This is a genomic window from Chitinophaga sp. 9-1-y, from assembly GCF_059511905.2.
This window is the reverse complement of record NZ_CM197955.1, coordinates 5,413,167-5,427,613: the sequence shown is the minus strand read 5'-3', so window position 1 is coordinate 5,427,613 and position 14,447 is coordinate 5,413,167. Positions and strand designations below refer to the sequence as shown.

Here is a 14,447-nt window from a genome sequence, read left to right as displayed (position 1 = left end):
AGTGAGTACAAGCGAGGTGTTTCCTTTTATGAGGAAGTACCTCGCTTGTTTGTTTTTATTTCGTATTCAGCGCCAGCAATTGCTCTGCATTGCCACCCGCAATTTTCGCTACCTCTCCGGGCGACAACGGAATGCTTGCCAGCAGCTGCTTGCCTGCTTCATTTGTACTGAACGGATAATCTACAGAAAACATCATATTATCGATACCAAAAGTCTCCAGTGCAGCCATCAGTGGAGGTAACGTAAAAATTCCACTGGTGGTGATATGTACCTGGTCGCGCAGGGTTTGACTGATGGACCGCTGGTGGTATCCAGTGCCACTTACCGTGAATTTTTCGTCCAACCGGGACATCATCATGGGAATCATTTCTCCCATATGCCCAATGATAATCTTTACTCCGGGATACCGGTCCAATGTGCCTGTGACAATCAAACGCAGTATCTGTAGCGCTGTTTCCGAATGCCATCCCCAGCCGCCGCAGGCCAGCATCACGCCGGTAGATCCTGGCAGATCCTGGTAGTAGGCCTGGGCCACCGCTTCGGGAGGCATACCAGGATGGAGGTACAACGGCATTTGTAATTGTTCCGCTTTTTCCAGTAAAGGCCTGAATGTGGGATGATCCAGGAATTGACCATTGGTCAGTCCGTTGATGAGCGCCCCACAGAAATGAAGTTCCTCTTTGGCTCTTTCCAATTCATTAGCCGCGGCCTCCGGGGAGGACATCGGCAGATGTGCGAATGCCTTAAACCGGCTGGGATGTACAGCAATGCGGGTAGAAAGGAGATCATTATACCGGGCAGCAAATTTCATGGCTTCCTGTGGAGGCAAACTTTCTGCTCCTCTGCCCACTACAGACAATACCTGCATATCGATACCGTTATCGTCCATTGATTTCAGGCGAACATTGTTGATGTCAGCCAGTTTCTCCAGTGCCTGGTCGGGCAAAGGCCACTGTTGTATCTCATGGGCAAACTCAGGTAACACAATGTGTTCTTCTAATGTGATAATACGCATAGCTCGTTGATTTGAGATACAAAAGTCCGGCTATGCAATTTTGAAATCGTTGATCGGGATCAAAAAATCATCCCGCGGATTTTATTCTGCTGAGTGCTTCCTGCGTGATATTCAGATAATTTGCTACTAACTTATTCGGTAAACGGAGTACCATTTCAGGATGCTCCTGCAGCAGTAACTGGTAGCGCTCACGTGGACTGAGGGTAATAAAATCTTCCAGTCTGCTGGTATTGATAATATAAGCCTGTTCAAGAAAACCACGGTAGAATTTTTCCCAGCCGGGAACCGTGTTTAGCAATCTATAGAAATCTTCACGACTAATATACAGCAGCTCCGAACGTTCAACCGCTTGCGTATCTTCTTTGAGCAACGTACCGCCAATAAAAGAGGTTAAAGAAGTAGAAAAGGAATTTTCGAAAGCAAAGCGGCGGGTAGCTTCCCTTCCGTCGGGTTTTATATAATACACCCGTAAACATCCTTTGTTAACGAAAAACATACGCCGCGATGGTTCTCCTGTTCTCCCAACCAATTCATTCTTTTTTGCTTCCAACGGATGAAAACAGGAGAGGACCTGTTGCAAATCAGTGTCGCTTAATGGAAGGCTGTCTGTAATAAATTTAGTCAGCTGTTCATGCATGCTAATGGGTTGTAGTGGCAATAATAAACAAAAACAGAGATATAAGCCTAAGATGGCATCCTATGCCGATAGTGGAAAAAGTCGGCCTGGCTTTGTATAATTGTAGCGAAAGCATTCAGGGATAAGCATGTGCAACTGCCGGAGTAGTTTAGTCCAGCATCTTCCTTGAATACTTGTTTTTGTATTCTACAGGCGTCATGCCTGTATTACGTCTGAAAACATCTCTGAAACTCTGGGTGTCAGTATAGCCAACATTCAGCATAACTTCCCGGATAGACTTTCTGCCAATTTCCAGTTGTTTTTTTGCGCCTTCAATTTTAACCCGTTGAATATATTCTGCAACGGTATTCCGGGTAGCTTTTTTGAACCGCCGTTCAAAAGATCTTCTGCTCATGTTGAATGTTTTCGCCAGCTCCTCCACGGTAAGTTTGTCTCTGTAGTGTTTTTCAATATACGCCTGTATCTCTTTGATATTGTCGTCGTGATGCTCCTTGAGGCCATGGAACACAATGAAGGGAGACTGTACACTTTTATCGAGGTCAATAACGAAGTATTTGGCGGCATAGATAGCAATTTCACGACCTGCATATTTCTCCACCAGGTGTAGCAACAGGTTCCAGTAAGCATTACCACCTCCGCAGGAATACAGGCCATGTTGGTCAGTGATCATATGTTCGTCTGCTACATCGATAGAAGGGTAGTAGAACTTCAGTTCATTGGCATAACTCCAATGAGTGGTACATTGTCGGCCTTTCAGAAGACCGGAGAAGGCGAGTAGAAAAACACCGGCGCTTAAACAGGCGATTTCAACCCCTTCTTTATATTGTTCAGCTGCCCACAATGAATAAGGCGTATTGAGCATCACCGCCGTAGTCATATCGCCTGTCAGTGCGGGAATTATAATGAGGTCAGCGGTTTGTATATCCTCCAGCCGCACCTCGGGTTTTACTTTAAACAGCCCGCCATTATAGGTTACATCGTCTGTAATACCAGCAAGCCGTACATCAAACAACGCCTTTTTACCCCGTTCGGTCAGAAAGGTGTTTACCATGGTAAAAACATGCTGGCAGTCAGCAATGGACGCCACAGCAGCATTTCTAACAGTAAGGATGTATATCTGAATCATATTCATCAAATGTAAACCAAAGAAATGACGCAAATACCTATCATAAGTTGCCGTATTTACCGTTTATTGAGATTGCTTTCTGTCTTTACCTTTGTTTTCAGCAAAAAACACGTTTATCATGCAAGCAATTACAACGTATTTCAATTTCCTGGGTAATACAGAGGAAGCCATGAATTTCTACAAGTCTGTTTTCGGTGGAGAATTTACTTCGTTTACACGTTTTAAAGATACTCCCGGCAGCGAAAATATGTTGCCCCACGAGCGGGATAAGATCATGAATATTATTCTGACGACAAAAAGCGGCGCTGTGTTGATGGCGACTGACTTTCTGGAATCTATGGAACAGAAAGTACAGTTAGGGAATAATATACACCTGGTGATTCATGCGGATTCAGAAGAGGAGGTGGATAGTTTGTTCAAAGCACTTTCAGCCGGCGGGAAAATAGAAATGCCCGTAAACAAAACTTTCTGGGGGGCCTATTTCGGCATGTGTGAAGACAAATTTGGTATTAAATGGATGCTTAGTTATACCTATCCTGCTGCTAATTAACAGCGCATTCGGTAGCTTCCGGTTACCAACGGGCAACCGGTTTTTGCTGTAGCTGAAAATACAGCCCCCGGCCCGGCCTTTTTTAAGTTGATGTTAAACAGCAGGCCGGGGGATTTTTCAAAGCGCGCCTTTTCCTTTCATTCCACTGCTTATAGGAGGATTATAGGTTGATTGTTTAAAAAAGCAGGAGCGCCTTTACGGGATAATGGTCCGATAAAGTGTCTGTTACCGGATCTTTCACTATATCTACTTTTTTGCAGACATTTTTTATTTCAGGAGACAGTAGAATATGATCGATATTTATTTGTTCGCTTAGCGGTTCATTTGGATATATCCTTGTAGGATAACTCGATTCAAATTTTTTATGGAACATCGAAAAGCCGTCGGAAAAACCTGCACTCAAAAAGGTACGTAGTACCTTGTAATCTATTTCATTATTCCCGTCCAGGTTTTGTAATACCTTATTTTTTTGCTGAGCCAGTAGCATACTGTCGCGGATGCCGGAACTACTATAAAATATACTGTCGCCGGGTATAAATGAGTTGAAGTCGCCCAGGATGATGGCAGGCTTCCCGGCACGTTCTTTTTCCTGTAAGGCGTGGAGTACGGCATTCGCTTCCTGCAATCTCCTGGCGCTGCTGAAAGGAGAGAAGTGTACCACGAAGAATCCAATTCCTTTTATTTCCGCATATAAACATCCATGATGCATGTCGGCAGTAAGCCGGTATATATTCGTGATGGGATAGCGGGAAGAAATGCCAACAGGATACCCTTTTTCTTTGAGAATAACGGCATAGGGATGCCCCCAGGATGCAGCCAGCTGGCTAAAAGATTCCTGTGTGAAATTATTTAATTCTTCCAAAGCCATTACATCAGCATGCTGCTGTTGGGCCCAGTTTACAAACGTATTTTTCCGCTGGCTTTCACCTTCAAAGCCGTTCCATACATTATAGGTAATGACAGATAGCGGCGGCTTTTTTTCTTTTAAGGGAGAAGTAAAAGCGCATAATAAGCTGATAATGGCCAGCAGGCCTGTTATATATTTCATTGTAGCAGAATTATATTTTAAGCTTCCTGTCTGAAATAACAGGCACAATAGGATAAATATATTCCACCAGTTTTACTCCCAGCTTTTCAGGTGAAGAGCCAACAAACACTGTTTTCCGCCCATTGATGGTGATGGTACCGTTTTCTGTTATTTCAATGGTGGCCCAAAGGGGATCTTTATAGGGTACGGTATATTTTATCATCGGGTGGGCTTTGTCTACCGCTTCGGAATAACGGATTTCTTTGTAGTCATCACCGAGCCACTGATAGGAGGCACTGTTGATTTGTACATAGTGGATGCCATTAATAAAGTTATAGTAGTCCTGGTGGTGGTGGCCACTCAGTACCAGGATCACTTTTTGTTTCCCGTTTTGATTGGCTTGTTCCAGCGTATATCGCAGTAGTGTACCATTTTCGAGCCCGCCGGCATCATTATCCAATCCCTGGTGGCAGCATATAATCGTTGGTGACTGGGTAGCTTCCAGGTCTTTCTTTAACCATTCCAGTTGTGTGAGGGATATGAAGCGGGCATAACCCGGTGGGCGTGATTTGCTTTCATTGTGTTCATTACCATCCAATACAATGAAATGAAATCCGTTGGCATCAAAAGAATAGTACTTGCCTTTGGCTTTCCAGAATTCCACTACCTGCTCACGTGTATAACCGGTGTCTGTGTCATGGTTGCCTATTACGTGGTAAGCGGGTCCTTTGAACTGGTTCCAGATGTCCATCAATGGTTGGTTCTCTTTCTTAGGATAGCAGAAGTCGCCCATCTGTATAATAAAATCGGGTGACTCTTCTTTCATCTTATTAATAAAAGCCGATAAACGCGCTGGCCCGTCGTGCATAATATCGTGGTGTAAGTCGGCAATGACGCCAAACCTGATCTTTTTATGGGAAGGCTTCCATTCAGGATAGCGTGGGAGTAAGAACGCGCCGCCAGCGAGACTGGCTTTTGTCAGAAAGTCTTTTCTATTCATGTTACGAAGATTGTGAGGACTTAATTGATAAAATACAAATACTAAACACAAGTGTAGCTAATATTTCCATGATTTTATAATGTAGCGTTTAAAATTTCCATAAATTTTAAAGATGAAATCAGCCGGAAAATCTGTTGATCTCTTATGGGTGCATTTGTGAAATGTATTGTAGTAGATGGTTTTATGGTATTTTCATTATCCCTGCTTCCCCTCGCTTTATTTACTTTTAACCTCCTCACTGAAAAGGGTTTTCAGTTTATATTTTTTGCTCATCTTTTTAAAGAAAATAAAAAGTTTAGTATAAATAAACATTTTTCAAAATTAATGTTTAATATTACTTAACAAAAGTTTAATTACAAAATATTTCATCCGTCAACCATTAGCCACGTTTCAGTGATCAATTAATGAAAAAAACCAAAATCCACTATCATGAAATTAGTGCTCTTACTTGCCCTGAGCTTATGGGCGGCGTTGCCTGCTGCTTTTGCACAAAAGGAAATTAGAGGAACAGTAACTGATGAAAATGCCCAGCCACTAACCGGCGTTTCCGTTTTATTAAAAGGCACCGGAAAAGGAACTATCACCGACCTGAAAGGAAATTTTACCATTAGCATGAAGATACCCGGTACCCTGACCTTTAGCTTCATTGGCTACACCGCAAAAGAAGTACCTGTAAACAATGAACAATCGCTGGAAGTACAACTCATGCCATCCAAAGGCGGCCTTAATGAGGTAGTGGTTACCGCACTGGGCGTAAAAAAAGAAAAGAAAGCCGTTGGTTTTGCCGTACAGGAAGTAAAGGGCGCGGACCTTGTTAAAGCACGTGAACCCAATGCCATTAACTCCCTTACCGGTAAAGTAGCTGGTCTTACCATCGCCGCCAGCAGCAACCTTTATGGAGATCCCGGCATACTGCTGCGTGGCCACTCCGGCGTACTGATCGTAGTGGACAACGTGATCGTAAAATCGGATTCCTGGAACCTGGCACCGGACGACATTGAATCCTATTCTGTACTGAAAGGCGCCAGTGCGGCGGCTCTCTATGGTGCTCTCGGTGCCAATGGCGCTATCATCATTACTACGCGCAGAGGCTCCAAAGATAAACGCGGTTTCTCTGTTGAGTTTAACTCCAGTACCCAGTTGCAAACAGGCTACAATGCTATTCCTAAATACCAAACAGAATACGGCGCCGGCGATGGATTTGAATACGCCTTTAAAGATGGTAAAGGCAGCGGCATTAACGACAACGATTATTTTATCTGGGGCCCACGCTTCGAAGGGCAACTGATCCCGCAATATAACAGCCCGGTAAATCCAGCTACCGGTGAACTGGTACCCATTCCCTGGGAGGCAAGAGGAAAGGATAACCTGAAAAATTTCCTTCGCAACGGATTGCTCAGCACCAATAATATCGCCATCTCCGCTAACAATGATAAAGGAGATATGCGACTCTCCGTATCGCAAACCTATCAGAAAGGAACCATCCCCAACACCCAGGTGGCCAGCACCAACCTCGGCTTCAACGGTGGCCTGAACATCGGCTCCAAAGTACGCTTTGAAACAAACATTAATTACAATAAACAGTACACTAAAAATTATCCTTCATTGGGATATGGACCACAAAGCCTGATTTACCTGATGACCATTTGGGGCGGGGTAGACTATGATGTACGCGATCTGCGCAACTACTGGCAACCGGGAAAAGAAGGTATCCAGGCATACAACCGCGAGTACACCATTTACAACAATCCATGGTTTGTTGCCTATGAAAACCTGCGCGGATACTACAAAGATGACCTCTATGGCTATGTGAAAATGGATTACTCCCTCAGTAATAAAATTAAATTCAGCGCAAGAACCAATGTAAGTACCTATACGCTGAATCGTTCCACCCGCTACCCTGTATCCGGTACTTTCTATTCTCCCTATAATACAGTAGGTGGTTATGAAGAATCATATACGCAACTATGGGAAAATAATACGGAAGCATCCCTGAACTATTCCGATACTTATGGCAACTTCCATTTTCACGGCGCACTTTACGGCAACCTCAGAACACTTTCCTATAAACAAATGTCCGGCGCCACATTGGGAGGTCTCGTAGTGCCCGGCGTATACACCTTATCCAATTCCGTATTGCCGAATTCTCCATCAAATACAAGAGCTTCTAAACAAGTGTCCAGCGCATACAGCTTCCTGGATCTCGATTATAAAAATTATCTCTTCCTGAGCGTTACCGGCCGATTCGATAAATCGTCCACACTCCCGGCAAAGAATGATACCTACTTCTATCCCTCTGTATCATTGAGCGCGGTGGTTTCGGATATGGTAAAACTGCCCAAAGCTATTTCCTTCCTGAAAGTACGCGGCGCTTATGCCAACGTAGCTACAGATCTGGGTACTGAACCCAGCGACCTGTATAACCTGCTTCCTTCTTATTCTACCTATGGTACCCGGTGGAATAACAACGTAGGCGTTTCTTATTCAGGTACCCTCTATAATCCTGACATACTCCCTTCCAGGATTAAAACAGTGGAAGTGGGAATGGAAGCAAGATTCCTGAATAACCGCCTGGGATTTGATCTCGCCCGTTATCGCAATATTGAAGGTCCCAGCATTGTAAATGTGACCGTTTCCAACAGCTCCGGTGTAAATACCATCCAGAAAAACGCCTACACTTATTTGCGGAAAGGATGGGAACTCACGTTGACAGGTACGCCCGTAGCACATAAAAATTTCTCCTGGAACGTACTGGCCAACTGGTCTACTTCCCATCGCTGGCTGGATAAAATAGATGGAGTACTCATCCGTGATGGTAATATCCACCTCAAGGAACGTGCAGATGCCTATTATATCACCGACTTCCAACGGGATGAAAAAGGACAAATGTTGGTGGGCACCAACGGATTGCCCGCTTATAATCCGTATACCACCCGCATCGGTTACGCAGATAATAATTTTGAAGCCAGCCTGAATAACAACTTCCGCTATAAATCAGTCAGCTTCTCCTTCCAGCTGGACGGTCGTTTCGGCGGACTTATCAACAACTACCTGGACGGCTACCAATGGAGCGCCGGAACGGAACCTGCATCGGCAAGCCCATACCGCCTGCTCGACTGGAACCATCGCGATGATCCCAACTGGAAAGGCTCTGTAATGACTAACGGACAACGAATAGTATCCGGCCAGCTGAGTACAGACCAGGATGGAAAGGTGACAGCCGATACCCGGGTGCTTGCACCTAACGACAAACCAGTGCTCTGGCAAACATGGGCCCGGAATTATTATCAGTCAGGATATAACCTTGCCCGTAACCGTACATACGCGAAACTGAGAGAAGTGGTGCTTACCTATAACTTCCCCGCTGCCATGCTGGAACGCACTCATTTTATACACAATGCGAGCATCTCGGCAGTAGGCCGGAATTTATTGTACTTCACCGGCAAAGGTACCCAGAACATGGATCTCGATCAGTACACCGGAAGCGTGTCTTCCCTGGAAACACCCTCTGTAAAAAGTTTTGGGATCAACTTAAACCTCACCTTCTAACTGTTCAACCACATCAACATGAAAGCTGTAACATATATATTCTCCGTTGGCCTGGTAGCAGTTTTACTGGCCTCTTCCTGCAAAAAAATAGCAGATCTTCAGCAAAATCCTTCTGCTATTTATAATCCAAATGCGCAACTGATTTTTACAGGCATTCTCCTGAATATAAATGAATCACCATGGAGTACAGACCAACGTAACAACCAGTTTATGGTGATCAACGAAAACTATTACGGTAATCAGGCATATACCTGGGGAACCGGATCTACCGTAGGTTACGACCAGCTGCGCAATGTATTACAACTAGAAGCGCAGGCAACAAAACTGGGAACACTTGGTAAACCATACCTGGCGCTTGCAAAATTTTTCAGGGCTTATTTTTTCGTGGAAATGACACAGATGCTCGGTGAAATACCTATGAAAGATGCGTTAAAAGGACGTACAGAAGGCGTTTTCCGGCCGGCTTATGATCCACAGCAGGATATTTATAAACAATGTCTGCAATGGCTGGAAGAAGCCAATACTGATATCAGCACACAACTCACACAAACAGTAGGCGGCGATTTTTATTATGGCGGCGACCTTTCAAAATGGCAACGGCTCATTAACTCCTACAGACTAAGGGTGTTGATCAGTTTGAGTAAAAGAGCAGATGATGCGCCTGACCTGAATGTTCGGCAACAGTTTACCACCGTGGTGAATAATCCGTCGAAATACCCGCTGATACTGGATAATAAAGATAATCTCCAGTTGGTCTACAACAGCACCACTACCTCCAACTACTACCCGCTATGGCCCAGTAATGGCATTGTGGTGAAACAGGATCTCCGTAATAATATCGGGGATACCTATATGAGTATTCTTACCACTACCAGCGATCCCCGTGTTTTTATAGTAGCTAATCCTACTGACTCTGCCAAAAATAGTGGTGATCCTGCCTATGCTACGAAGTTTACTTCTTTCCGTGGCGGCAAAACCGGTGAATTGCAAACCACGCTTAAATCCCAGGCGGTAGCCGGTAAATTGTCGACCATCAACTTTGATTACTGGGAAGCTTCTCCTGCCGGTATTCCCAATATTATGTTTGGTGCTGCCGAAACGGAATTTTCCATAGCCGAAGCCATTAACAGGGGCTGGATAGCCGGCGATGCAGCCGATCACTTTAAAAAGGGTATTACTGCTTCCATGAAATTTTATGGCGTGAGTGCCGGCGATGTAGCCAATTATTTCCTCTTACCTGGCAACAACTACACCGGTAATAATGCGCTGGGCCTCCGGCAGATACTGTTGCAGAAGTACGTTGCTTTCTTTGAAAATTCCGGCCGTCAGGCTTATTATAATTTCCGCAGAACAGGGTTGCCGGTGTTTGATATTGGCCCTGCCAACGGGAACAATAACCAGATTCCCGTGCGTTGGGCATATCCTGTATCAGAATATACTACCAATGAATCTAATCTTAAAGCATCATTACAAAGGCAATATGCCGGATCCGACACACGGAATGATGTTATGTGGCTGATTAAATAATGTGAACAGGTTTTATAAAAATCAAAACTATGGATATTTCAACAACCGCGTTTTCTGTAAATGGTAAAACGTATAACCCACCTTCAAAACCAATCGTGGTCATTTGTATGGATGGATCTGCCGACGAGTATTATAACGCTGCACTGGCAAGAGGAAGGATGCCCCATCTGCAACGGATGATTGTGGCAGGTTTCAGAGGACTGGTAAGAGGCGCTTTACCCTCTTTTACAAACGTCAATAATTCTTCTATTGTAACCGGTGTATCGCCCGCTGTACATGGTATCTCAGGTAATTTTTTTTATGATGAAAAGAAAGACCAGGAGATCATGATGAACGCTGCGGAATACCTGCGGGCCGACACTATTCTTGCCGCCGCAGCCAACGCGGGCAGAAAGGTAGCAGTAGTAACGGCTAAAGAAAAATTGCGCGACATCCTTTCGTATAAAATGAAAGGCATTGCATTTTCCGCAGAAAAAGCGGCGCAGGCAAAAATAGATACGCACGGCATTGAGAAGGTGGAAGAGATAATCGGACATCAAACGCCTGAAATCTACAGCGCCGCCGCCAGCCTGTTTGTGTTGCGCGCCGGGGTAGCCCTGATAGAGCAGGGGATGGCGGATTTCCTCTATTTATCGCTGACAGATTACATGCAGCATACCTATGCGCCGGAAGCTCCTGCTTCCCTCGATTTTTATGAAGCCATCGATACGGAACTGGGACGCTTACTGTCCACCGGCGCCATCATCGGCGCTACACCTGATCACGGAATGAATGCTAAAGTGGATGAACATGGAAAACCAAACGTACTGTTTGTGGAAGATATGCTCGAAGCACAGTTCGGCAATCACTTCCGGGTTATTTGCCCCATTACCGATCCGTATGTTAAACACCATGGCGCATTAGGCTCTTATGTAGTGATACATGTAAACGATAAAGTCAAAATACCTGCCGTAAAAGAATGGCTGGCGGCGCAACCGGGCATCACCGAAGTATATGATAAAAAAGAAGCGGCCCGGCTCCTGGAACAACCGGAAGACCGGACCGGCGATCTCGTAGTGCTCTCCGCACGTGATGTGGTAGTAGGACGTCGCCCTCAATACCATGACCTTTCGGCGCTGGACGGTACCTTGAGATCACACGGCGGCAGGTACGAGGAAATGGTGTCCATGATCCTGTCGCACCCGCTCAATGCCGCCTACACCATGAAGGCCGCAGGTGATCCGAGAAATTTTCACGTGTTCGATTTTCTTATCAACGGAACAAAATAACAACCGCTATGGATCCAGTTACAATTAACTCAACGGATGTATTGCAGCTCAGTTGCTATGTAGCCGGCAAAAAAGTGAAACCGGGAAGGGAACTGGAAGTGAGAAGTCCTTATAACAATAAAGTAGTAGGTATTGTGCATACAGCCAGGGCTATTGACGTGGAAGATGCTGTAGCTGCTGCGCTGAAAAATAATACACGGCTAACACATTATGAGCGGTATGCGATCCTCGAAAAGGCCCGGCATTTACTCGTGGAAAGGAAAGAAGATTTTGCGCAGTTGATCAGCGCCGAAGCCGGACTGGCTATTCGCGAAGCAAGATATGAAACAGAACGGGCGCACGATGTATTGTTGTTTGCAGCTATTGAATGTTTGAAAGATGATGGTCAATTGTTTTCCTGCGATGTTTCCCCAAAAGGGAAACATCGTAAGATACTCACCTTCCGGGAACCCTTGTCGTTAGGGGTTTGTATTACCCCTTTCAATCATCCGCTGAACCAGGTGTTGCACAAAATAGCTCCTGCCATTGTAGCGGGCACGCCGGTGATCCTGAAGCCTTCGGAGAAAACACCACTTACGGCTATTAAAGCAACAGAGCTACTCTACGAGGCCGGACTTCCGCCACATATGCTGAGTGTATTACTGGGCGACACCTCCGAAGTAGCAGAACCATTGGTGAGAAACCCGTTGGTAGACATTGTTTCTTTTACCGGCAGCGTTGCAGTAGGAAAACGTATTGCAGCAACAGCGGGGTATAAAAAAGTAATCCTCGAACTGGGTGGCAATGATCCCCTCATCATCATGGAAGATGCAGACATGGACCTGGCGGCACTCCTGGCGGCAGAGGGATCTTTCCGCAATAGCGGACAACGTTGCACCGCGGTAAAACGCATCCTGGTCCATGAAAAAATCCACGATGATTTTATCAGGAAATTCGTACAGAAATCAAAGGAATATACCTGTGGTGATCCATCGGATCCGGCAACGATGGTTGGAACGGTCATAGACGAAGCTGCGGCTATTTACCTGGAGCGGGTTACCAACGACGCGGTGAAAGCAGGTGCAAAAATCTTGTTGGGAGGGAATCGCACAGGGGCATTGATGGAACCCACTATTCTCACCGGTGTGCCCCGTGATGCCGACATTGTAGTGAATGAATCTTTTGGCCCCCTGGCGCCGGTAATGACCTTCACAGATATGGACGATGCAATTACATTGTCTAATTCAACCGCCTATGGCTTATCTTCCGGTATCGTTACCCACAATATGGAATATGCCATGCGGTTTATAAAGGAGCTGAAAGTGGGCACAGTGAACATCAATGAAATCCCCGGCTTCCGGATTGAAAGCTCTCCTTTTGGCGGAGTAAAAGATTCAGGACTGGGTATTAAAGAAGGGGTAATAGAAGCAATCAAATGTTTCTCGTTTGTTAAAACATGCTCCGTTCCCTGGTAGTATTTAACCATAAAAACAGTAACATGAATGTTGAAAAAGCAGATGTGGTAGTCATTGGCGGAGGTATCTTCGGTTGTGCTATTGCCTATTATTATACGCGGAATAACCCCGGGAAAAAAATAGTAGTGTTGGAACGGAATGAGTTGTGCAACGCGGCTACCAGCCGCGCAGCGGCGCTGATGACCAGGATCCGCCCCAAGAAAGCATTTATACCATTGTCGCTCGAAACCTATCATGCCGTTGGGGAAATGGAACAACAGCTGGGAGAAAGCATGGATATGAAAACAGTAGGCGTGATGCATGTGGCGGCTTCTGAAAGCAGTGTGAAAGACCTGGACGAACTAATGTCCATTGCCGGGGAATTTAACGAACCATGCGTTTACATTACGCCGGATGAAGCGCGGCAGCGTGCTCCCTGGCTGAAAACAGATGAGGTATTGCGTATCGGCTATATCCCACAGGAAGCTTATTGTGATCCTTACCTGTTAGGAACTTTTTATGCCCGCTGCGCGAAAATGCAGGGCGCCGATATCCGGCAGGGAGTAGAAGTAATCACGCTGTTGATGGATGGCCATGTAGCCACCGGCGTTCGCACAAAAGATGGTGAAATACGCGCAGGTAAAGTGATTATCGCCGCGGGCGCATGGTCGCCCCTGTTTGCCGCGCAGGCGGGCGTTGGCTTGCCAATGGCGCCGGTGAGAAGTCAGTATTGGATCACGGAACGGGCGGCGATATTTCCTTCAGATGCACCAATCGTATTATTGCCGGATGCCCAGGCTTATACCCGGCCGGAAGGAGGCAGCCTCCTGTTTGGTATCAGGGAGAAAAAGTCTTTCAGCGTTTCGCCGGAAGAAATACCCGCAGACATCAGCCACTTTGTATTCAGTCCCGATAAAGGAATGCAGGATTTGTCGGAGGTGATAGAAAGACTGGCCCGCTTCTTTCCCGGCGTATATGAAACCGGGCTTAAATATTATATGGCGGGATTTTCAGGATATACACCAGATAATAATCTCTCTATGGGACAGGTAGCTGGTAAGGAAAACCTGTTAATGGCTACGGGCTGCGTAGGAGCAGGGATCGCAGTTTCCGGAGGTGTTGGATATGCCTTTGCTGAAATGGCGGCAGGCCGTCCCAATCCATACGATTTTAATAGCTTTGATATAAACAGGTTTGGGAAAATAGATCCTTTCAGCCGGGAATGGCTCGATAAATGTGCCATGGCAAGGTCTTTAAAGAAAAGCGGTTGATCCGCCGGCAGAAAGTATATCTCTTCAACAACTAAACCAGCAAT

At 45.7% G+C, this 14,447-nt stretch carries 11 protein-coding genes; 6 read left to right on the top strand and 5 right to left on the bottom strand.

What is annotated here, in order from left to right; genetic code table 11:
- Positions 1 to 55: 55 nt before the first annotated feature.
- From AC5ZC7_RS21475 to AC5ZC7_RS21465, 3 genes are all read right to left on the bottom strand, one after another.
- Entirely contained in the window at positions 56 to 1,015 is a 960-nt protein-coding gene (locus tag AC5ZC7_RS21475) for an amidohydrolase family protein (RefSeq protein WP_496158997.1), read from the bottom strand.
- Between the two features lie 67 nt (positions 1,016 to 1,082).
- On the bottom strand, positions 1,083 to 1,652 hold the full coding sequence (locus tag AC5ZC7_RS21470; RefSeq protein WP_496158998.1) for a cyclic nucleotide-binding domain-containing protein: 570 nt from the start codon (positions 1,650 to 1,652) through the stop codon (positions 1,083 to 1,085).
- Positions 1,653 to 1,800: 148 nt separating this feature from the next.
- Positions 1,801 to 2,778: a helix-turn-helix domain-containing protein gene (locus tag AC5ZC7_RS21465; RefSeq protein WP_496158999.1), complete on the bottom strand. Its 978-nt coding sequence runs from the start codon at positions 2,776 to 2,778 to the stop codon at positions 1,801 to 1,803.
- Between the two features lie 118 nt (positions 2,779 to 2,896).
- Here AC5ZC7_RS21465 and AC5ZC7_RS21460 point away from each other — a divergent pair, with 118 nt between their 5' ends.
- Positions 2,897 to 3,328 carry a VOC family protein gene (locus AC5ZC7_RS21460; protein ID WP_496159000.1) on the top strand — a complete coding sequence of 144 codons (432 nt, stop codon included), beginning with the start codon at positions 2,897 to 2,899 and terminating at the stop codon, positions 3,326 to 3,328.
- Between the two features lie 175 nt (positions 3,329 to 3,503).
- Here AC5ZC7_RS21460 and AC5ZC7_RS21455 read toward each other — a convergent pair whose 3' ends face one another.
- Positions 3,504 to 4,376: an endonuclease/exonuclease/phosphatase family protein gene (locus AC5ZC7_RS21455; RefSeq protein ID WP_496159001.1), complete on the bottom strand. Its 873-nt coding sequence runs from the start codon at positions 4,374 to 4,376 to the stop codon at positions 3,504 to 3,506.
- A gap of 10 nt (positions 4,377 to 4,386) precedes the next feature.
- Positions 4,387 to 5,355, bottom strand: coding sequence for a metallophosphoesterase (locus AC5ZC7_RS21450; RefSeq protein WP_496159002.1), 969 nt, complete (start codon positions 5,353 to 5,355; stop codon positions 4,387 to 4,389).
- A 429-nt stretch (positions 5,356 to 5,784) separates the two neighbouring features.
- On the opposite strand from AC5ZC7_RS21450, the gene AC5ZC7_RS21445 reads away from it, so the two are divergent.
- From AC5ZC7_RS21445 to AC5ZC7_RS21425, 5 genes are read left to right on the top strand one after another with little or no spacing between them, the layout of a single operon-like run.
- Positions 5,785 to 8,904, top strand: coding sequence for a SusC/RagA family TonB-linked outer membrane protein (locus tag AC5ZC7_RS21445; RefSeq protein ID WP_496159003.1), 3,120 nt, complete (start codon positions 5,785 to 5,787; stop codon positions 8,902 to 8,904).
- An 18-nt stretch (positions 8,905 to 8,922) separates the two neighbouring features.
- Entirely contained in the window at positions 8,923 to 10,431 is a 1,509-nt protein-coding gene (locus tag AC5ZC7_RS21440) for a SusD/RagB family nutrient-binding outer membrane lipoprotein (protein ID WP_496159004.1), read from the top strand.
- A 29-nt stretch (positions 10,432 to 10,460) separates the two neighbouring features.
- Positions 10,461 to 11,699 (top strand): phosphonoacetate hydrolase, encoded by a 1,239-nt coding sequence (phnA, locus tag AC5ZC7_RS21435; protein ID WP_496159005.1) that lies wholly within the window; start codon positions 10,461 to 10,463, stop codon positions 11,697 to 11,699.
- 8 nt (positions 11,700 to 11,707) lie between these two features.
- Positions 11,708 to 13,153: a phosphonoacetaldehyde dehydrogenase gene (gene phnY, locus AC5ZC7_RS21430; protein WP_496159006.1), complete on the top strand. Its 1,446-nt coding sequence runs from the start codon at positions 11,708 to 11,710 to the stop codon at positions 13,151 to 13,153.
- Positions 13,154 to 13,176: 23 nt separating this feature from the next.
- A complete protein-coding gene (locus tag AC5ZC7_RS21425) occupies positions 13,177 to 14,403 on the top strand; it encodes an FAD-dependent oxidoreductase (RefSeq protein ID WP_496159007.1) in 1,227 nt (408 codons plus the stop codon).
- Positions 14,404 to 14,447: the final 44 nt, after the last annotated feature.